15 protein-coding genes are annotated in these 20,055 nt (G+C 37.2%); 3 read left to right on the top strand and 12 right to left on the bottom strand.

Translation table 11 applies throughout. The features are described from left to right. Positions 1 to 96: 96 nt before the first annotated feature. The 11 genes from DPX34_RS18005 to DPX34_RS18060 all read right to left on the bottom strand — a co-directional run bounded on the left by DPX34_RS18005 (position 97) and on the right by DPX34_RS18060 (position 9,908). Complete coding sequence (locus DPX34_RS18005; RefSeq protein WP_111979832.1) at positions 97 to 1,326, bottom strand: SAM-dependent methyltransferase; 1,230 nt, start codon at positions 1,324 to 1,326, stop codon at positions 97 to 99. A 9-nt stretch (positions 1,327 to 1,335) separates the two neighbouring features. Then, the gene (locus DPX34_RS18010) at positions 1,336 to 2,106 is read right to left on the bottom strand and encodes a DUF1365 domain-containing protein (protein WP_111979833.1); all 771 of its coding nucleotides are present in this window, start codon (positions 2,104 to 2,106) and stop codon (positions 1,336 to 1,338) included. Then, positions 2,103 to 3,392 carry an NAD(P)/FAD-dependent oxidoreductase gene (locus DPX34_RS18015; protein WP_111979834.1) on the bottom strand — a complete coding sequence of 430 codons (1,290 nt, stop codon included), beginning with the start codon at positions 3,390 to 3,392 and terminating at the stop codon, positions 2,103 to 2,105. The genes DPX34_RS18010 and DPX34_RS18015 overlap by 4 nt, the downstream gene beginning before the upstream one ends. Next, the gene (locus tag DPX34_RS18020) at positions 3,389 to 4,126 is read right to left on the bottom strand and encodes an SDR family NAD(P)-dependent oxidoreductase (RefSeq protein ID WP_111979835.1); all 738 of its coding nucleotides are present in this window, start codon (positions 4,124 to 4,126) and stop codon (positions 3,389 to 3,391) included. The genes DPX34_RS18015 and DPX34_RS18020 overlap by 4 nt, the downstream gene beginning before the upstream one ends. Beyond that, positions 4,123 to 4,620: a nuclear transport factor 2 family protein gene (locus tag DPX34_RS18025; protein ID WP_111979836.1), complete on the bottom strand. Its 498-nt coding sequence runs from the start codon at positions 4,618 to 4,620 to the stop codon at positions 4,123 to 4,125. Before DPX34_RS18025 ends, DPX34_RS18020 begins: the two co-directional genes overlap by 4 nt. Positions 4,621 to 4,628: 8 nt before the next feature. Then, positions 4,629 to 6,068, bottom strand: a complete 1,440-nt coding sequence (gene phrB / locus DPX34_RS18030; protein ID WP_111979837.1) for a deoxyribodipyrimidine photo-lyase — start codon at positions 6,066 to 6,068, stop codon at positions 4,629 to 4,631. 62 nt (positions 6,069 to 6,130) lie between these two features. After that, a complete protein-coding gene (locus tag DPX34_RS18035; protein WP_111979838.1) occupies positions 6,131 to 7,078 on the bottom strand; it encodes a YbgA family protein in 948 nt (315 codons plus the stop codon). Between the two features lie 20 nt (positions 7,079 to 7,098). After that, positions 7,099 to 7,848, bottom strand: coding sequence for a ChrR family anti-sigma-E factor (locus tag DPX34_RS18040; RefSeq protein WP_111979839.1), 750 nt, complete (start codon positions 7,846 to 7,848; stop codon positions 7,099 to 7,101). Continuing rightward, complete coding sequence (locus tag DPX34_RS18045; RefSeq protein ID WP_111979856.1) at positions 7,841 to 8,407, bottom strand: sigma-70 family RNA polymerase sigma factor; 567 nt, start codon at positions 8,405 to 8,407, stop codon at positions 7,841 to 7,843. Before DPX34_RS18045 ends, DPX34_RS18040 begins: the two co-directional genes overlap by 8 nt. A gap of 137 nt (positions 8,408 to 8,544) precedes the next feature. Then, entirely contained in the window at positions 8,545 to 9,099 is a 555-nt protein-coding gene (locus tag DPX34_RS18050; RefSeq protein ID WP_111979840.1) for an LON peptidase substrate-binding domain-containing protein, read from the bottom strand. A 569-nt stretch (positions 9,100 to 9,668) separates the two neighbouring features. Next, a complete protein-coding gene (locus DPX34_RS18060) occupies positions 9,669 to 9,908 on the bottom strand; it encodes a hypothetical protein (RefSeq protein ID WP_111979842.1) in 240 nt (79 codons plus the stop codon). 621 nt (positions 9,909 to 10,529) lie between these two features. Here DPX34_RS18060 and DPX34_RS18065 point away from each other — a divergent pair. Then, on the top strand, positions 10,530 to 11,720 hold the full coding sequence (locus tag DPX34_RS18065) for an iron-containing alcohol dehydrogenase (RefSeq protein WP_232824798.1): 1,191 nt from the start codon (positions 10,530 to 10,532) through the stop codon (positions 11,718 to 11,720). A 1,518-nt stretch (positions 11,721 to 13,238) separates the two neighbouring features. Here DPX34_RS18065 and DPX34_RS18070 read toward each other — a convergent pair. After that, positions 13,239 to 13,985, bottom strand: a complete 747-nt coding sequence (locus DPX34_RS18070) for a FadR/GntR family transcriptional regulator (protein ID WP_111979843.1) — start codon at positions 13,983 to 13,985, stop codon at positions 13,239 to 13,241. A 312-nt stretch (positions 13,986 to 14,297) separates the two neighbouring features. Here DPX34_RS18070 and DPX34_RS18075 point away from each other — a divergent pair, with 312 nt between their 5' ends. After that, complete coding sequence (locus DPX34_RS18075; RefSeq protein ID WP_111979844.1) at positions 14,298 to 17,621, top strand: TonB-dependent receptor; 3,324 nt, start codon at positions 14,298 to 14,300, stop codon at positions 17,619 to 17,621. Between the two features lie 120 nt (positions 17,622 to 17,741). Then, entirely contained in the window at positions 17,742 to 20,018 is a 2,277-nt protein-coding gene (locus DPX34_RS18080; protein ID WP_111979845.1) for a chondroitinase-B domain-containing protein, read from the top strand. The last annotated feature ends 37 nt before the right edge of the window (positions 20,019 to 20,055 follow it).

The raw sequence follows: 20,055 nt of genomic DNA on the forward strand, positions 1-20,055 counted from the left end.
TTTAAATAAGAACGTCGAGCTTTTTTTCGCATATAGTTAAAGTGACTGGTTACACTCCCCAATCAATAATTGATTGCCTGAAATCGTTGTAATCAATTACTTGCGGGCGACGACATGAACGGTACTGATCGAACGGGCTAAAAATGCACCCTCGCAATAATGTAAATAATAATTCCATAGCTTTTTGAACGTTTCATCATAACCCAGTTGCTTGAGTTCAGGCCATGCGGCATTAAAACGTTGATTCCAATCGTTGACTGTTCTCGCATAATCTAACCCAATATCGTCAATGTTTTCTACGACCATATCGGTATGCTGGGTTATGTGTTTACACATTTCGGTGATCGAAGGTAAAAAACCACCTGGGAATATATAACGTTGAATAAAATCGACGTTATTTAAATAATGTTCAAAACGTTGATCGGCAATGGTAATGGCTTGTATGAGCAATTTACCTTGAGGTTTGAGTAATGCATTGCATTGTTCAAAAAAGGTTTGGAAAAAGTCATAGCCCACCGCTTCAATCATTTCTATCGAAACAAGCTTGTCGTATTTACCCGTTAACTCGCGGTAATCTTTTTTGAGTAAGGTTATTTTATCATTAAGGCCTAGGTTGTTGATTCTATCTTGTGCATATTGGTGTTGGGCATCTGAAATTGTCGTTGTCGTTACTTTGCAACCATAGTGTTGAGCCGCATAAATGGCCATGCCTCCCCAGCCCGTACCTATTTCGATAAGGTGATCGGTTGGTTTAAGCTCGAGCTTTTTGCAGATCGTATCCAGTTTGTGTACTTGTGCTTCATCAAGTGTTGATGTATTTGAAGGGTAGATAGCGGCTGAATACATCATTTCTGGATCTAAAAAGCGTGTATATAAATCGTTGCCTAAGTCGTAATGCGCTAGAATATTCTTTTTTGAACCTGACTGCGTATTGCGATTGACGTAATGTAAAAATTTAGTTTTTAGATGACTTAACCAGCCCGCTTTTTGTTCTATCGCATCGAGCTCTTTTTGGCATTGTGCAAAAAATAAAATAACTTTAGTTAAATCGGGGCTTGACCATAAACCTTGAATATAGGCTTCTGCGGCGCCTATGCTACCGCCTCTTACAAACAAACGATACGCGGCATCATGATGAATAATGATTTGTGCATGTGTTAGTGATTCTGTATTACCTAAGCCGGTTTTAGAGGTGCCATCAATAAACAATATATGACCACTTTCGATCGTATTCAACGTGTTAAAGATGACTTGTTTGCAACGTTGGTTCATCCAGGTTTGGTAGCCATTATTTGATGTATTAACTGCTATATGTGTTTGTTGCATAATTACCTCTTAACGTGGTGTTTGGTAGGGTACAAAAGGAATGCGCTTTAAAACTAACTTTAATGCTTGATAATAAATACTCAGCGCTATTTTTGCCGTCATACTGGGTGTGCTTAAACAGGTTTTAATTAAATTGTTCGATGTTATCGATTGTTTTTTGAGAGACAGTGTCGCATCAAAAATTTTGTTTCCATCTTTGATATTCTCAATATGCACCATCGCCTTTTTATCTGGTGCTTTGACACGCCAGTGATAATCCATATCGATTTGCATAAAAGGCGAAACATGAAAACGTTTTTCAATGGGGTCGAGTGTGCGCATATTAATTAAATAATAATGCCGTTCACCCCAAGGAGTGTTGCTCACCTCGGCCAGCATTGAATGACAGTTATCATGACCATCGTAACAATAGTAAAAATTAACTGGACTGAAATACAGGCCTAAGCATCTTGCTTGGCATAACATTTTTATCTTCTTAATAGGATCTGAACCACCCAGTTCGGCTACTTTATTTTTAATACGCTGCTTTAACGTGTTTAGATCATGATTATCATTCGTTTTTTTATTTTTTTCGGTCGGTATTGTTTTTAAGTAATCTAATGGCTTAAAACGAATTAAGCTATACCATTTATAGCTCAATAAATGACTAATAGACATCACATTGGGTAACTCATCTAAATCTATGCAAAGCATATAAAGTTTATAGCTAAATTGATGAAGTTTGGGTGTGAAGCGACGGTGTCTTACTTCGCCGCTGTATATGCCACTGTGCTGTATCAAAAGTCACAACCTAATAGTTGGGCCACGGTAACAGCACTTTTTACACCGTCTTCATGAAAACCATTGTGCCAATATGCACCGGCGAAATACGTATGTTGTTGGCCGTTAATTTCTGGTTTTCGTTGTTGAGCGGCCAAACTTTGACAATTAAAAACCGGATGCCAATATTCAAATTTTTTAATGATTTTGCTTGGATCTATTGCATCGGTTTGATTTAAAGTCACACAAAAGGTTGATTCCGACTTTATACCTTGCAAAATATTCATATTGTAGGTTACACAGGCCGCTCGGTCTTGATCATCATCTAATTGGTAGTTCCAACTGGCCCACGCTTTTTTATGTTTGGGCAACAAGGCTTCATCGGTATGCAGCACGACTTCATTTGGCGTGTAAGGTATATCTTGCAAAATATCGTATTCTGTTAATGATTTATCCGCGAGTAATTCGAGTGTTTCGTTGGCATGGCAAGCCATAACCACTTTATCAAAATATTTGACTGTTCCGTCATCAAACAGAATCGTCACGCCTTTTTCATCAAGCGTTTCATCACGCGTAATACTGATAATATGGGTATTTAATTGTATGTTATCTTTAAAAGAGGCGGTTAACGGTGCGATGTATTCTCGTGAACCACCCGGAACAACATACCATTGAGGGCGATCGCTGACATTAAGTAGGCCATGATTATGAAAAAACTGCACAAAAAATTTAAATTGAAACTGTGCCATTTCATTTAAACTACTCGACCAAATTGCGGCCCCCATGGGCAATATATAGTTTTGGGCAAACCCATCATCAAACTTATTTTCGGCTAAAAACTGGCCTAACGTGAGGGTTTCGCTGTAGTTTTCACTTATATAGCGTTGCTTGCATAACTTATTGAATCTTAAAATCTCGCGGATTAATTGCCAAAAACTCGGTTTAAATAGGTTTGATCGTTGCGCAAAAAGTGTATCAAGATTATGGCCATTATATTCTAAGCCGCTCATTTTATTTTTGACGCTGAAACTCATTTCGGTTTCTTGTTTTTTTATACCAATTGCATCAAGCAAGCGTAAAAAATTAGGGTAGGTTTTGTTATTAAAAACGATAAAACCGGTATCGATGGCATAGGCTTTTTGCTTGTGTTCAATATCAATGGTTGCGGTGTGACCACCAATATAATCATTTTTCTCAAATACCGTTACGTTATGCTTTTTATTGAGTAAATAAGCCGAAGTTAAACCGGAGATCCCACTGCCTATAATGGCGATATCGAGGGCGGCTGCTTGCTGTTTATTATTCATTTTGTCGATGCCTTGTTGTTTAATTTGTGCCATAAGCCCGTAGGAATAAAAGAAAGCAGTTTCAGGGTAAATATCATACGCTTTGGAAATTGTATAACGGGTTTGTTTTTAGTTATTCCTTTAGCAATGCGGTTGGCTGCTTCTTCTGCTGAGATGAGAAATGGCATAGAAAAGTTATTTTTATCGGTGAGCGGCGTTTTAATAAAACCGGGCTGCACTAAACTGACCGTGATATTGTGTGGATAAAGATCAACGGCTAAGCTGTTAGCTAAGTAATTTAGGCCGGCTTTTGATGCGCCATAAGCTTGTGATCTGGGTAAATTTAATAAAGTTACACTTGAACTGACAAAAACTAAATTTCCACCTGATTTTAATTTATTTAGCCAAGCCTGCAACGCATAACCGATTGATATTAGGTTAGTTTGAATAACACTCTCGAATCGTTGTGCATCAAAATTTACGGCGTCGTCTATATATTTACAATCGCCAGCATTAAGAATAATGATGTCGAGTTCAGGTAATTGCTGAGTTGTATTTAATACGGCTTGTTTGTCATTAATATCAAAACATAATGTGGTTACGTGGCCTGTGTCTGAGCTTAGCTCTTTATCTAAACCTTTGAGTTTATCGGCATTTCGACCACAAGCCAAAACATGACAACCTTGGGTTACGTAATTTTGAGTTAGAGCTAAGCCAATACCTGATGTTGCCCCCGTGATCAGTATGTTTTTCATTGGCTTGCTCTTTTTTTAATACATTTGATTAAACGACCAATAACGGGGATTTGCTCATATAGCATTGCGCCAACGTCGATATAATCTTGATGAAAATAGACTAAATCGCCTTTTGTTTTTAAGTGCGAATGGCCTTTAACCGTAATAGGGTTATTTTTGTTAAGTTGGCGGTGTGTATAGGTCATGGTCCAATATAAAGCCGCTTCTTGTGTTGTTTCAGTATTCAGATTCGTGGCAACCTTCGTGTTGTCATTAGTCGTTTCAGATAATGCATTGTGTGTTTCAAAAGTGTGCTCAATAATAAAGTTACATGCATCTACATGGGTATAAAGTTGCTCAAAGTAATGAATTAGGTTGCTGATCCCGTTTACTTTATGCAGAGGGTCAGTAAAAATTATCTCGGGGTGATAAATTGTTTTTAACTGTTCAAAGTTATCAACGCCCAGCGTTTGATAGTTTTTAATAAAATTATTTAACCAATCTGAACGTTGCATAAATTTCTCTATAATTTATAAAAGCTAAGCGCTTGGGCGCGAGCTTGTTTTAAATCGACAATCGCAGGCCAATAGTCCGCTGTTTTATTCATCCGGTCTAAATAAGCATGGGGTTCATGAATATATTTATCCGGTATGTCTTGTAGCTCTGGTAAGTACTTACGGATAAAAGTGCCATTAGGATCAAAATTTTTGCTTTGCGTGATCGGATTAAAAATTCGAAAATAGGGTTGTGCATCACATCCTGTGCCTGCACTCCATTGCCACCCGCCATTGTTAGCGGCTAAATCGCCATCAATTAAATGCTGCATAAAATAGCGTTCACCAATTCGCCAATCTATTAATAAATGTTTAGTTAAAAAACTGGCGACTATCATGCGTAAACGATTGTGCATCCAACCGGTTTGGTTTAATTGACGCATAGCGGCATCAACGATTGGAAAACCGGTTTTAGCGGTTTTCCATGCCTCAAATAAATCAGGGTTATTAGGCCAAGGCAGATGTTGAAATTTTTGCTTAAAGTTTTGTCGTTTACACAACATTGGAAAATGGAACAATAAATTTCGGTAAAATTCACGCCAAATAAGCTCATTTAGCCAACTGAAACTCGGGTGGCTATTTTGCGTTAATAATAAGGGTTCGTGCTGTAATAATTTAAGTAAAACTAAGCGTGAGCTGATCGCGCCAATCGCTAAATAAGGTGATAAACCCGAAGTGCCTTTTATGCTGGGAATATCACGTGTGTTAGCATACTCTGCGATTTTATTGTTATAAAAATGGGGTAAAACATGGTTGATCATTTTGTTTGCAAGTGGCCACTGACTAGAATCTTGACGGGGGGCTGTAGTCACAAAATGGTTTGTTGTGTGTTCAATGGTTTTTAAAGTATCTTCATCAATGGCTTGTACATTATCTTGGCAATCAAAGTTGTTATTTAAAATATGTTTCAGCCATGCATTTTTAAAGGGCGTAAATACTTTAAACATCTCACCTTGTTTGTTGAGCACAACCCCTTTAGGAATGATCACATCACTTTCGTACAAATTTAAATTAAGTTGGGAATCTATGAGTTTTTTATCACGCAAGACTTCATTAATTTCAGGTTCACTATTGGCGAATACGGCTGATATTTGATGGTCGCGACAATATTGGATTAATGCAGCGACTTGTGCGGAATAGTCTGCAACTTCAATAACCGTTAGGTCAATGCCAAGCTGTTGTAGCTCGTACTTTAGTAACGCGAGATGTCTTAATATAAAGTCTATCTTGATAGGCGCGAGATCATGTTGTTGCCATTGCTTTGGGGTTATAAAATAAATGGCACGACAGTTAACAGGTTGCTTTTCTGATGTGAGGTTTTGAGAATTTATTGATTTTGCATGGTTAGCTGCGGATAGAGCGGGATTATCGTGTGTTCTTAAGTCATTTCTAAACCACATTAGGTGCATGGTTGGGTACTCTTTAAAGTCAGCGCTTATTTAATATGATGACTCAATAAGCGCTTGTTATATTAATAGGCGTAACGTAATTTTAAGTCGGCAGGGTAGGGATCAAAATAAACTTGGCTTTCGATATACGCTTTTGGGTGTTCTAACAAATAATGTTTTAGCAATGTGAGTGGCACGACTAGCGGCACTAACCCTTCTCGATATTCAGCTATTCGTAGCGTCAGTTCGTGTTTTTGGCCTTTGTTTAAATGCTTTTTAAAATAGCCTTGTAAGTGTTGTAAAGTATTTGAATGAGATTTACGTGATGCTTTATTTTTTAAAGCATTCATTAAACCGGCAATATATAAATCGGCTTGTTCTTGAATCGGCAAATCGGCGCGGGCTAATAATTGACCAAGGCTTTTGTAACCGGCAGTCGTGTGGCTCATGACTAAATATTTATGCTGGCTATGAAAGTTAATCAACTTATGTTTTGTGATACCGGCGGCTTTAAGTTGCTTCCATTTGTGGTAAGTAAAAACCCGTAAAACAAAGTTTTCGCGTAAAACGGCATCATTAAGGCGACCATTCTCTTCACAAGGAAGTAAAGGATCGGCTTTCATTATTTCGGCTGCAAATAAACCCACGCCGGTTGATTCACTCCCTGAACCATTTTCGTGATAAACCTTAACGCGCTCCATACCGCAGCTCGGACTTTTAGCACAAAATACATAACCACACATACTGTCGACTAATAAGCCTATTTTTTTACCGTAGGCCGTCATTAAATCCGTTACATCACCTGTACCATCCGGTCTGCTGACATGGATCATGTCATTTTTACGTATTTGTCTAATTGTAGGGCGGGGGATCGGTAAACCAACCGCAACTTCAGGACAAAATGGTTTATACACAACATGTTGACCTAATTCTTCAACACAAAAATTTGAACGTTTGTGTCCACTATCAAACCTCACTTTTTCACCGATTAAACAAGCGCTTATGCCAATTTGTATTTTTTTTGTAGACATCATAATCCCTTAAAAAATGATTAATAAATTAATGAACCAATCGGGTTAAGGATTTTTCCTACGCCCTGAGTAAAGTGTAGCGCATCATTAGCGACCGTTAGACATAAACAACCATTTTTAGTTTTAGGTTGATGTTTATGTTGTTTGTCTAGCCACATGAAATCACCTTGGCTATATTCACCTAATTCATCATAAAAATCACCACTTAATATAAGGGTTACTTCATAACCGTTATGAGTGTGTTGCGGGATCTCGCCACCGGCTTCAATATGGATCAGGTGACTGTGTATTTCATTTTCAGAGCTATCAAGGTTAGACCGCGATAACTTACCTAATTTAAACCAGCTTGCTCTTTGTATATTGCTAAGTGCTTTGGGTAAAACATACGTGTTATCTTTAACTTTTATCTCAACGGGATCTAATGTAGCAGGCGTGCTCGTTGTTTTATCTGCGACGATAGCGGCAAACATATCCGCAAATTCATTGTTAACCTCAAGATGGTGGGCTGTTAGCTTATTATCTTCTAATGAGTGATTTGCAAATTCTCGATTGTCTAATGCGGTATTTTCTTGTGAATTATCGTTATGGTTTAATGAAAGGTCAGCGTCAGAAAAAGCATCGTCAGCCTGGTGTTGATTTATTTTTTTTGCTTTATCATTACAACAACGACATAGTTCTAGATGGCTAGCCACGATAACCGAAAGTGCCGTCGGTAATTCGCCCGCGACAAATGCATTAATGAGTTCTGATTTGGGATGATGATTAATCATGTTGGTCTCCCATATTTTGTTTTAATTTTTCGAGTGCTAAACGCAAACGTGATTTAACGGTACCTAAAGGGATGTTGAGTTGTTGAGCCAGTTGTTCTTGCGATAATTCATGAAAATAGACGCCTTTAATAACTTGCTGCTGTTTGTTAGGTAGCTCGTTGACACGTTTGAGTATTTCTTGATTCTGTAAGTGATCTTGAAATGTGTCTTTTTCTTCGGTCGCGTATTCATCAAGTGGCCATAAATCGTCACTAATACTGATTTCTTGTGATGACTTAGACTTACGTAAAATATCAAAAGTGACATTACGCATGATGGTGTAAATCCAAGTTGAAACGGCCCCTTTCGTTTCATTAAATAAGTGTGCTTTGCGCCAAACATTCGTCATGGTGTCTTGCACTATTTCCATGGCAAGAGCCTCAGAGCCATATTTTTTTATTGAAATCGCTTTTATCTTAGGCGCAAAATGTTTAAAAACCTGACTAAACGCATGCTGGCAACGTTGAGTTGCTATCGCACGCATAAAATCGATTAGGGCACCTGTATTATCTGTACTCATTTGGTCGTTGTGTGATGTTTTTGGATAATTTACTGTAGCAGTTTGCACGCCTATCAACACCTAAATTTATCTATTTTACTTATTTACGGGGTGATCAAAGTAATAGATCAGTTTAACTAAAAATAAATTGATTATTTTTAGTTATCGATTATTACTGAGTGAAGGGTCTGTACAAGTTCGTTTGGTGTGTTTGATTTGATTATTTGAATTTTTTCATGCAGTTTGAAAGGCAGTAACTCTAGCCAGCGGCTACAGACCCATTGTGGATCATCAAATAATGGACAAGGATATAATTGAGTTAAAACGGAATTCTCATTGAATATCTCGATTAATTTATCACCTAATAATTTGGTGTTTTGGTACTGGTTTGCAACTGTTATCGTATTGATTTTATCGATATCGGCTTTAGCTAAACCATCAGATTCATAAGAGATGTTTGATATTTCAACTAGGTTAAGACCTTCAACCGTGATCATTAATAACCCATCTGGTTCTTGATCAAAATCGATTATTTTAACAAGACAACCAAAAATAGAATTAAGGTTGGTGATGGGTTGGCTAATAACAAATCCGGTATTATTAATCGTCTCTGACACCATGCGAATATAGCGTTGCTCAAATATTCTTAGGCGGGTTACACCACCGGGTAAAATAAAAATATTGAGTGGAAATATCGGTAAATGACTATTCATAAGCGTGTTCACTTTTTTCTACTTAATAAGAAAGCGGATATAGCCAGTGTTACGTGATTTTATTCAATTATGATCACATTAAGCTTAATAAATTTCATTCAAGGTTACATTAATGAGATGTTGACTATAAAAATTAGATTGCTTTTGTTTGGCATGTTACATGCGTTTAGACGTGAGAATGCAAACCTTGAAGAGTCGATAAATAAGGTTTGATTCTTTAGGGGCGTAACAGAGCCTTATACCAATTCATATAAATAAGTGATCTCTCAGAATGCATCCAGCGGTTTTTGAACAAGGCCTCGGTGTACAGGAATGGTTGTTCCCTTTCAAATACCGATAACGCAGGTCAAAAGCCGCTGGGGCATTCCTTTCAGGCGAGTTTTAAATGCGCTGCCCTTTGGGTTGCTGGAACTCAAAAGAGCACCACTATTCTTTCATTTAAGCGCATTTAAGCGTTCGCTGAGTGGGCACTTATTATTACGGATTGGTATTAGGCCGTTAAGTTTAATTTTCAGCCTAAATCAGTTGTCGTTTACATTGGGCTTTTCAAATTTAAAAGAGTCAGGCTGCTAATAGGTCTTAGGGGCGATACCATTGCGTTGGTTAACCTCTGCCATCACCATTTCTTTTAATTCATATAAATCATTATCTTCTAAATCCGCTATGTGAATATTACCAAAAATGCGGCGTGAATGAAGGTCTTGCTCTGCGCAGTAGGTGTGCGCAACACCTTTACCAGGAACGGTGATCGGTAAACCTTTGGATAAATCTTTATTAATAATATCTAAATCACAAAACATACAACGCATGGATTTTTCCTTTAGGGGAACGCTTTATTCATTGATAATTTAATTTAAGCTGCAATTAATAAAATAAGCAAAAATCTATCTAAAAATTAATTAGATAGGCAATGAATAATGACTGATATCGTATTTAATCGTGCAAACAAGGTATTATCATTTGGTTTGTCTTTTTATTATTACCAATTTACCTTTTTTGTTTTTTTGTATGACTGTGTATTTAAAATTAAAAACAATAATTAATTGTTTTCATCAATTTACTATTGATTTTTATCATTATTTTTTTAGGGGTAATATATTGATAAATAGATTGTTTTTGTTTAACTTGTTGATTTTAAAGGTTTATACTCTCACTTCTTGTGTTTTACATATATAACTAAAAGGTAAAGCCAAATCTAATAAATTGGTTGACAGTTTGGTTTTTTTTTATTATTATCCAGCCAAGTTAAGTTATTAACTTGCTTGGCAACTAATTGACTAAGTTATCTCTTTGAGTGCATTTAGTGAATTAGTTGGACTTTAAATTTAGTTATCTTGTTAAGTCAAATTAGGCTTACTTTTATTTGATAATTAAACGAGCAAGTAGATGCTTATTAAATTTCGAATTGGTTAAGGTGAGGATATAGCAATATGATGACTCCATTTGAGTGGAACTTTCCAACTAAACTGACATACGGTGCCGGACGTGTTAAAGAAGTTGGTCAAATAGCGGCTGAATATGGCAAAAAAGCCATGATCGCGACCTACGAAAAAGGTTCAGCGCTAGATCCTGTTATTGAAACGGTTGAAGCGTCATTAAGAGATGCAGGGTTGGATGTTGTTGTATTCACCGGTATAGAGCCAAACCCGCGTGCACAAACTATTGACCGTGCAATTGAAATATTTAAAGCCGAAGAGTGTGACATTGTTATCGCATTAGGTGGTGGTAGTGTTATTGATGGCTCTAAATATATAGCCGCAACCGCATTTTCTGGTGGCCAATCATGGGACTATGTTGTTTTAGGTGATCGTGTTCCACGTGAATATACGGGGTCATTTCCTATCATCTCAGTACCGACAATTTCGGCTGCGGGTTCAGAGTCTAATGCGGGTGGTGTTATACAAAATGCAGAGACCAATGAGAAAAGCTTCTCTCGTTCTCCATACCGTATACCAAAGGTTGCTATTGTTGACCCTGAGATTTTAAAATCAGTACCGATGCGCTTAACAAAAGATAGCTGTATTGATATTTTCTCTCACCTTGTAGAACATTATTTATCGTGCCCTGAAGAGTCAGAGTTTGCTGATCGAATGACAGAAGGCATGATTTTATGTTTAATGGATAATTTTGATAAAATCATCCAAGATTTAGACGATATTGAAGTGCGTGGCCAATTAGCATTATGTTCTATTTTTGGTTGGTCTGGCTTTCAAGCATTAGGTCGTTTAGGTTGTATACCTATGCACTCAATCGAAATGCCATTAAGTGCCCATTATGACTTACCGCATGGCCGAGGCATGGTTGTTGTTATTCCTGCTTATTTAGAAGTCATGGCGGATGCTGTTCCTCATCGCTTTGCTAAATTAGCCCGTCGTTGTTTTGGTGTAACCGAACAAGACGATTTAAAAGCCTCTAAATTATTATCAGTAAAAGTAACTGAATGGTTTAAGCGTACAGAATCTTTCTTAACATTATCGGATGTAGGTATTCCTACTGATAAGTTTGAGCTAATGGCAGATGACGTTGTTCGTATGTTCCCAGGTGGTGAGCCTGAGACGACTTCAGGTCCAAGACCCGTTACAAAAGCTGAAATTGTTAAGGTTTACGAGCTTTGTAAATAGGCAAAGAATAGGGTTTGCGTTTTGTTAGTTAAATGCGCTTCTCTTGTGTGTGTGTTGGCCCCTCTTTGAGGGGCCTTTTTTTTATCTGTATTGTTTTATATCGGCATCGTTTTATATCCGTATTCTGGTCAATCAAATATTGCTTTACCTTCATTGTTTGTCGATAAATTTCTAAACAATCAGCCAACCAAATTAACTACAAAGTAAAATAATATGAGTTCAAGCTTGGTATTTATCCCCAAGTCACTTCAAGGTGCGAGTTCAGGGTCCCTGACCGATTTTAATTCTAGGCGTATTTAGCTTAAAAATATTAACTTCTCTTACCTTATTTTTAACGTAGGGTTCAGTTATTGTAAATTATATTTATACGATCAAAATGGCCATTCTTTCTTTATGATTAGCTGAGAATGGATGCCGTCTTACCGCGTGACAATTGTCAGTTAAAAATGAGCTTTGTCTAATGTGGATAATGGAACATCTAGTTATAAATTGGGAAAAATATAGGGCTTACCAGTTTAACATGCAAACTAATATAAGATTATCGAGACCCGCCAATATCAAGTTATTGTTATGTAATTGCTAAGTTAAATTTTATCCGTAATGATGAGCATGAATACTTATACTATTCATTCTTTCTGTCTATTTGTTTAGCCCATTTATTTAGAACAAATACAAAATAGATTTGTTATTTGCTTATTCGCTGTGGTTTTTTTAGTTGTATGGTCAAGCCAATTATAGAATAGGTTGTGTGTTTTATTGATGAGTTTGTGTTTCGTATTAATCGTTGCCAATAGCGGGTTACCGGTCAACCGAGCGGATTTAAAACTCAATAATAGCGTTTAAATTAACACAAAAATAAGACTTAAATGACTTCAATATGCTTGTTAAAGTCCTTAAACGATTTTAAGTTTATGCGTTAATAATCATTTTTTAAAAGGTAATTAGCCTATTTTACGCTAACGAAGGTGTCTAAGCTTATTATAGTCAAAGCGATCGGGTTTTAGGGGCAGGTTTCTAGTTCCAGACAAAACCTAAGTGCTGACAATGAACCATAAAACCTGAGCGAGAAGACTATATGAAAACGTGTGGCGCTTAATAATACTTAAGCAGGGCGAATATCATCTAAAAAAACCAACCAAATTTATATACTGAATATAAAAACGAGCAAGATAGCTCAATAAATTAAGCATAGGTATTTAAAATGAGTCGCTTCATGACTGTGGGCTTGTTAAGAAAGTTAAACAGAGTTGATGATAGATGTGGTTACGACTTGGTTTTACCAGTTTAATCACCGCTCTAAGTTGGTTAATTAGATTAATTTAAGTGGTTAAGTAGTGTGTTTTATTAATGTTAAATAAAATAACCATTTATGTAGTCTAATTGTTTTTGTCTTTTTAAGACTTTTAAGTGATAAAAATAAATTGGTAATAATAAAATAATCTTAAAAGAGCGGGTTATTTATACGATTTACATACTCATAACCCTTTAAATAACCAAAAATGGATCAACTTTGATTACTTAAAGTGCTCTTTTAACTAAGTTATCCAGTGAATATAATCCACGTGTTTCACTATTTTTACGGCGAACTTCTTCTAAGGCACGTGATTCGATGGCATCAAATAATGCATTTATTAGGCGATTAAAGTGTTTGTGCATTGCGCCTCGAGCAGTGCTTGCATCGCGAGATTTTAGTGCTTCATAAATCGCTGTATGCTCTTCTAATGTTAAAATTGCATCATCTTTTTTACAAACACTACCGTAATCTGCCACGATATTTTCACGTGTTGAACGAAGATCCCATAAATTTTCAACGGTTAATTGCATGGCATTATTACGTGTCGCATTCGCGATAATTTGATGAAACTCTTTATCTGCTTCTTCTACGTAAGTGCCTTTTTCCATGGCGATAAGGGTCTTATGCAAGGCCTCTAGCTCTTCATCTGTGATTGTTGTTGCTGCTAGAGCAGCTACTTCACCTTCAATTAACGCACGGGCTTGAGTCAATTCAAATGCGGTCATATTACTATGCACCACCTTTTTAGATTCAGGATGATCTAACACATAAACACCAGAACCCGTTTTAACTTCAACCATCTCTCTGACTTCGAGTGCGATGATAGCTTCACGCACTGTTGGACGACTAACATCAAAATTTTCTGCTAGCTCACGCTCAGGCGGAAGTCTACTTCCCGGTGGATAATCGCCTCTATTGATCATTGATTCTATCTCTTCAACGATCCGCCAAAATAAACGTCTGCTCTTCATTATTTAATTCCTAAATGTTCTAAACCATGCTTACCAATGGTTTTTATTGATATTACCGCATCATAGATAGCGTTGGCAAAGCCGTTAATTGTTTTTCTTATTATCCAATTTCGTATTGGTATTAATTATTGTAGTTGTTTTTAGCGACATTGGTAATAAATTTTATAAATGGTTATGACCAGATTGGTAAAATAAATGTTTGACAATTGTTATTACCTTTGTTTAAATTTAAGTAAGAGTTAAAGTCCGAATGCTGGTAGGCCTTAACTAAAATCACATAATAGATACAAACAAATTAATGGGGACCAGAAAGTGAAATTAAATAAAATTAGCAATGCGTTTTTAACGCATAAAGCGATCTCACTCAGTAAAAGCACCATCTATACAACGGCATTATTAACAGCACTTACGGCGCCAAACGCGATAGCGGCTGAAGAAGAAGCTGCTGCCGAAGAAGATGTAGAAGTCATTCAAGTTACTGGTATGCGCGGTACGATGACGCGTTCATTAAATGAGAAGAAATATAATACGGCTATTGTTGATGCGATCGCTGCTGCCGATTTTGGTGAGCTTCCTGGTTTATCAATATCTGATATTATTGAAAATGTATCGGGTGCAACAGGTCACCGTTTAAAAGGTAGCCAAAACGAAATTTCAATTCGTGGTTTAGGTTCTTACTGGGGTTATGCCACATTCAATGGCCGTACGGTTACCAATGCCGGTGAAGGTCGTGCTGTAAACTTTAAAAAATTCCCCTCTGAATTAGTTGATAAAGTGGTTGTTTATAAATCACAACAAGCCGATTTAGTTGAAGGTGGTACGTCAGGTACCATTGAAGTTGCTTCACTTCGTCCGGTTGACCATGGTAAGAGCCAAACAACGGTTGAACTTTCTGGTATCTATAATGATTACTACGGCGATGTAGAAGGCGATGTTTCGCCTTGGGGCGGTAAGTTAGTGCTTTCCACTGTTAACCAGTGGGAAACTGACAACTTAGGCGCAATGGGGTTCACTTTTGGTGTAAGCCATACTGAATCTTCAAACCCAGAAGAAAATTACAACTCAAGCTCACAATTATATGCTTGTGCATTACGTAATGCTGATGGTTCATTAATTCAAAGTAATCGTTCATCAGGTAGTAAAATTGTGTCTGACGAATGTGATGATTCAGGCATGCGAGTGAGTGAAGGTGATATTGATAACAATGCAGCTGCCGGTATCGATCTTTCTGATCCCGAATACATGGCGCAATTTGATCAAAAATCCATTTTCTTTACACCGAGCAGCTCACTTTGGCGTACCGGTGAAGACGAAGATACGCGAAGCAATATCGTTGCGACATTCCAATGGGTACCTAACGACCAATGGGACATTAACGTAGACGCGCAATTATCACGTTTAGAATACACTGAAAAACGTATGGAGTTTCAACTTGATAACCTGCGTTTCATGACTAAAGATCACATCATTCGTGATGACCATTCATTAGCCTACGTTAAAGGGGCTGCAAAACCACAATTAGCATCTGATTGGCGTAATCAAACAGATGACTACGAAGGTTTTGGGGTCAATATTGAGTTCAACCCATCAGACGATTTAACCTTAACGGCTGATTTTGGTTATTCACATTCAGAGCGTTATCGTGTATCTCACCGTTCAAAATACCGCTCAGAAGATCGCTATTTTTACGAATTAGATTATCGTGATACGAATGTGCCTAACTTAAACTTTATTGATGCAGATACTTATGATTTTGATGCAAATGATGAATATGTCTATGGTGCTCAAGCATTAACTGAAGTTAATACCGGCGTTTTTGACCCTACTGATATCAATTCATTTATTCATACTGATAAAGGTTATGAATTTGAAAGAGATGCCCAAGGCAATCATATTTTAGATGCGGATGGCAACTGGATACCAACGGCATCTTCTGGTGGCAGTGAAGTATCGATATTTGATCAAACGTACATGGAATATAAACGTGAACATGATCATCGTGATAACGAAAATATTTCATTCAGTTTTGATGCGGAATATGTATTAGACAGTAATATTTTTTCATCAATCAAAGCGGGTATCAGAGTATCAAGCGAGACACTAACGGATGATGAAGATACAACGGTATCGATTGGTTTAAATGGTGGCGCTCAGGTAAATGACAAAACGGATACTGACGATCATTATATTAATGGTTACAACACCAGTAACGATGATTGGGATAAATACTTTGCTCACGAAAATGCACAATTAACCGCTTATGTAAAAGATACGTGTTTAAATGGCCATCAAAATAACCGTTTATTTGATCAAGAAAACGCAGGTGATGCGGCATCGTTCGCAACCTATGATGCGCAATGTATGATTGGTGCTTTTAACGCTTATGCAACGGGTAAAGCGGCTTCTGGTGATTTCTCATTCTCTGATATCGGTGAGCGCACTGATCCTCGTTCAGGTCAAGATGTTGATGTGCAAGAAGATACATTTTCAGCTTACTTTATGGCTAACATAAACACTGAAATAGCGGACATACCCGTATCAGGTAATATCGGTTTACGTGTTGTACGTACCGATACTTCAGCTGATGGTTGGGCAGATACGGTTGTTGTGACGGATAACACAGAAGCAGATGCGCTCTACAAATATTCATCTGCAATTAGCTCAGAATTTGAAGCTATTAATCGTACGGGCAGCTATACCGAAGCTTTACCAAGTTTAAATCTTACTTTTGCTTTATCTGATGAGTTTTTATTCAGAACGTCTATTTATAAATCATTATCGCGTTTTTCATTGCAATCGATGGCGGCGGGTAACAGCTATTATGTTTGTGTTCCTCCTTCGTCAGACGATGCAGGCGATGATGAAGAAAATAACTCAACTTCAGGTTGTGAATCAGACGAATTAAATGGCACAGTGGGCAGCGCTAAAGCACACGGTAACCAAATGAAACCGTTCACAGCGGTTAACTATGATATTTCGCTTGAATATTATCCAAGTGAAGATGCCGCGGTTACGTTAGCTTTATATCAAAAAGACTTCCAAGGTGGCTGGGAAAGTATCGTTCAGCAACGTGAAGCCTTCGTTACCTACAATGGTGTTCAGACGAGTGTCGGTTTAAAACCATTTGCGACAATTGAAATCTCAGATGAAAAATCAACTATTCGTGGTATGGAATTAACGGCACAGAAGCATTTCTCTGAGTTACCGGGTATTTTCAGCGGTTTAGGTGTTAAAGCCGGTTATAACTGGGCTGATTCATCATTTGTTACACCTGAAGAAGCGAACATGGGATTAGCACCCGATGCTAACTTATTCGGTTTCTCTAAAAACGTTGCTAATGCATCTGTTTATTGGGAAGGCGATGCAGTGACACTTCGTTTACTTTATAAGCATCGTTCAAAGTATTTCCAACCTAATAATTTACCGTTTCCAGATCGCTCTAATCGATTTGTACAAGACCAAAACTACGTAGATTTTTCGGCTAAATACAAAATAAGCAAAAGTGTCTCAGTTAGTTTAAAAGCGTTGAACTTATTAGATGAGCCACAAGTTCAAACTCGTGCTGGTGATTCAATCGTGACTGATTATTCACGTTCAGGCACTAAATACTTTGTCGGTGTAAAAGCTAAGTTCTAATTGATAGTTTTGGATTTAATTATTAATTAAATTGGTGTACGTATAGTTCATGCAAGTTAAGAGTAGATTGCTGATTATATGTACACCTCCTTTCGTTTTACTGAGTTCATGGTGAGCTACATGTTTAAAAATAATCTTCAAAATCGTTTTTCTTATTCTTTGTTATTCATTGTTTCTTTGTTTGTTGTTTCATGCGCTTCTTCATTAGTTGAAACTAATGAAATATTGGTTAAAACACCAAGTGAATATAAGCAGGCTGTAAAAAATGTAAAAGCAGGCCAAACTATTGTGCTGGCAAATGGCACATGGAATAACTTTGAAATAACATTTAAAGCACAGGGTACCGAAAACGCACCTGTTACACTTAAAGCGCAAGACAAAGGCAAAGTTATATTAACTGGCCAGTCTAATTTGCGTTTAGCGGGTGAGTATTTAGTTGTTGAGGGTTTAGTTTTTAAAGATGGTTACACCCCAACAAGTGAAGTTGTATCGTTCCAAATAAACAAAAAAGAAATGGCTAATCATAGCCGTGTCTCTGAAATTGTCATTGATAATTTTAGTAATCCTGACCGTTTCGAAAGTGATTACTGGGTGGGTATATATGGTCGTCATAACCGCTTTGACCATAATCATTTAGAAGGTAAGCGTAACAAGGGAGTGACGGTTGCTGTGCGTTTAAATACGGAAGCCAGCCAAGAAAACCATCATCGTATTGACCATAACTACTTTGGACCTCGTCCGATATTTGGTTCAAACGGTGGCGAAACATTACGTATCGGTACGAGTCACCACTCGCTAACTAATTCATATACCTTAGTTGAGAATAACTATTTCGATCGCTGTGATGGTGAAGTTGAAATCATCTCGGTTAAATCAGGTAAAAACCATATCCGTAATAACGTATTTTTTGAATCTCGCGGCACATTAACACTTCGCCATGGTAATGGTAATGTGATTGAAAACAATGTGTTTTTTGGTAATGGGGTTGATCACACGGGTGGTATACGCGTTATTAATCGTGACCAAATTGTACGCAATAATTATTTAGAAGGATTAACCGGCTATCGTTTTGGTAGTGGTTTTACCGTGATGAACGGTGTGCCAAACTCACCGATTAATCGTTACCATCAAGTGGTTAATGCGCAAATCACTAACAATACCTTTGTTAATGTTGAACATATTCATTTAGCGGCTGGAAGTGACGCTGAACGTTCTGCTGCGCCACAAAACAGCATTATGTCTAATAACTTAATTGTAAATGAATCAGGTAAAAATGCCTTTTCAATTTTTGATGATATTAGTGGTATTAAGTTTGAGCAAAACATTGTTGATGGCACGCCTTCGCCAGAAATTAAACAAGGTTTTACAAAAGACAGTGTAAAAATAAAGCGTAATAAGCTGGGTTTATATGAGGCTGTTGATAGCAAGTTTAAAAATGTCGGTGCACATGGCTTACAAGTCTTGAATAAAGCTGATACTGGCCCAAGTTGGTATGCGAAAGTTGAGCCTATTGTGGCTTTTGATTCAGGTAATGTCATCAAAACGACTGACAAAGCAGGTGAATTATTCAGTGCGGTAACATCGGCTAAATCAGGTGATGTTATTGAACTTGCTGATGGTACTTATACCGTGACTAAGATGTTTTCGTTAGATAAAACATTAACGTTTAAAGCGAAAAACAACGGTAAAGCGCTAATCAAATTTGAACGTTCTAGTTTATTTGAAATCAAGAATGGCGGTTCACTTAAGTTAGTGGGTTTGACTTTTGATGGTGTTGATAGCCCTGATTCGTCTGGCAATATTTTAGCGCGTACCGCTAAGTGGGGTATGTATATTAACTACCGCTTTGTCGCTGACAATATTAAAGTTCAAAATTTAGATATTAATCACTCTTTCCATTTCTTTGATGCGGGTAGCCGTTCATTCGCGAGTGAAATTAATATAACCAATTCTACATTTATCAATGTTACCGGTGATATTTTTCGCTTGAATAAAGAAACGGATGATTTAGGTATATATAACGCTGAATATTTACGTTTAAACGGTAATACGTTTACAGATGTTGGTGGTGCATTAGTTAAATTATATCGTGGTGGCCGAGATGAAAGCACATTTGGTCCACATATTTATATGCAGAATAATCAGCTTGAAAATGTAGGTCATGATAAGCGTAACAAGTCTAAATCTGCATTAGTGCTACATGGTGTTCAGGTGACCGATGTTGTTAATAATGTTTTTAAAAATACAGCAGGCGTTAATGTTGAGCATACCGTTGGTGAGCCTGTGACTAACATTAGTCATAATCAATTTGATGCATCGCCAGTACCTAAAGTTGTTGAATTAATTGTTAAAGGTGAGCACACCGCGACATTAATTAATAACACGTCTTCTAAATAGTGTTGCTGAGGTTTTTTGTGAATTTTTCTTTATCTTT

Source organism: Algibacillus agarilyticus, assembly GCF_003286125.1.
Classification (GTDB): domain Bacteria; phylum Pseudomonadota; class Gammaproteobacteria; order Enterobacterales; family Alteromonadaceae; genus Algibacillus; species Algibacillus agarilyticus.

Excerpts from the sequence above, each read along its gene's own strand:
- DPX34_RS18045 (WP_111979856.1), bottom strand. The coding sequence starts at position 8,407 with ATGAGTACAGATAATACAGGTGCCCTAATCGATTTTATGCGTGCGATA.
- DPX34_RS18050 (WP_111979840.1), bottom strand. The coding sequence starts at position 9,099 with ATGAATAGTCATTTACCGATATTTCCACTCAATATTTTTATTTTACCC.
- DPX34_RS18020 (WP_111979835.1), bottom strand. The coding sequence starts at position 4,126 with ATGAAAAACATACTGATCACGGGGGCAACATCAGGTATTGGCTTAGCT.
- DPX34_RS18080 (WP_111979845.1), top strand. The coding sequence starts at position 17,742 with ATGTTTAAAAATAATCTTCAAAATCGTTTTTCTTATTCTTTGTTATTC.
- DPX34_RS18035 (WP_111979838.1), bottom strand. The coding sequence starts at position 7,078 with ATGTCTACAAAAAAAATACAAATTGGCATAAGCGCTTGTTTAATCGGT.
- DPX34_RS18070 (WP_111979843.1), bottom strand. The coding sequence starts at position 13,985 with ATGAAGAGCAGACGTTTATTTTGGCGGATCGTTGAAGAGATAGAATCA.
- DPX34_RS18060 (WP_111979842.1), bottom strand. The coding sequence starts at position 9,908 with ATGCGTTGTATGTTTTGTGATTTAGATATTATTAATAAAGATTTATCC.
- DPX34_RS18025 (WP_111979836.1), bottom strand. The coding sequence starts at position 4,620 with ATGCAACGTTCAGATTGGTTAAATAATTTTATTAAAAACTATCAAACG.
- DPX34_RS18015 (WP_111979834.1), bottom strand. The coding sequence starts at position 3,392 with ATGAATAATAAACAGCAAGCAGCCGCCCTCGATATCGCCATTATAGGC.
- DPX34_RS18005 (WP_111979832.1), bottom strand. The coding sequence starts at position 1,326 with ATGCAACAAACACATATAGCAGTTAATACATCAAATAATGGCTACCAA.
- DPX34_RS18040 (WP_111979839.1), bottom strand. The coding sequence starts at position 7,848 with ATGATTAATCATCATCCCAAATCAGAACTCATTAATGCATTTGTCGCG.
- DPX34_RS18065 (WP_232824798.1), top strand. The coding sequence starts at position 10,530 with ATGATGACTCCATTTGAGTGGAACTTTCCAACTAAACTGACATACGGT.
- phrB (WP_111979837.1), bottom strand. The coding sequence starts at position 6,068 with ATGCACCTAATGTGGTTTAGAAATGACTTAAGAACACACGATAATCCC.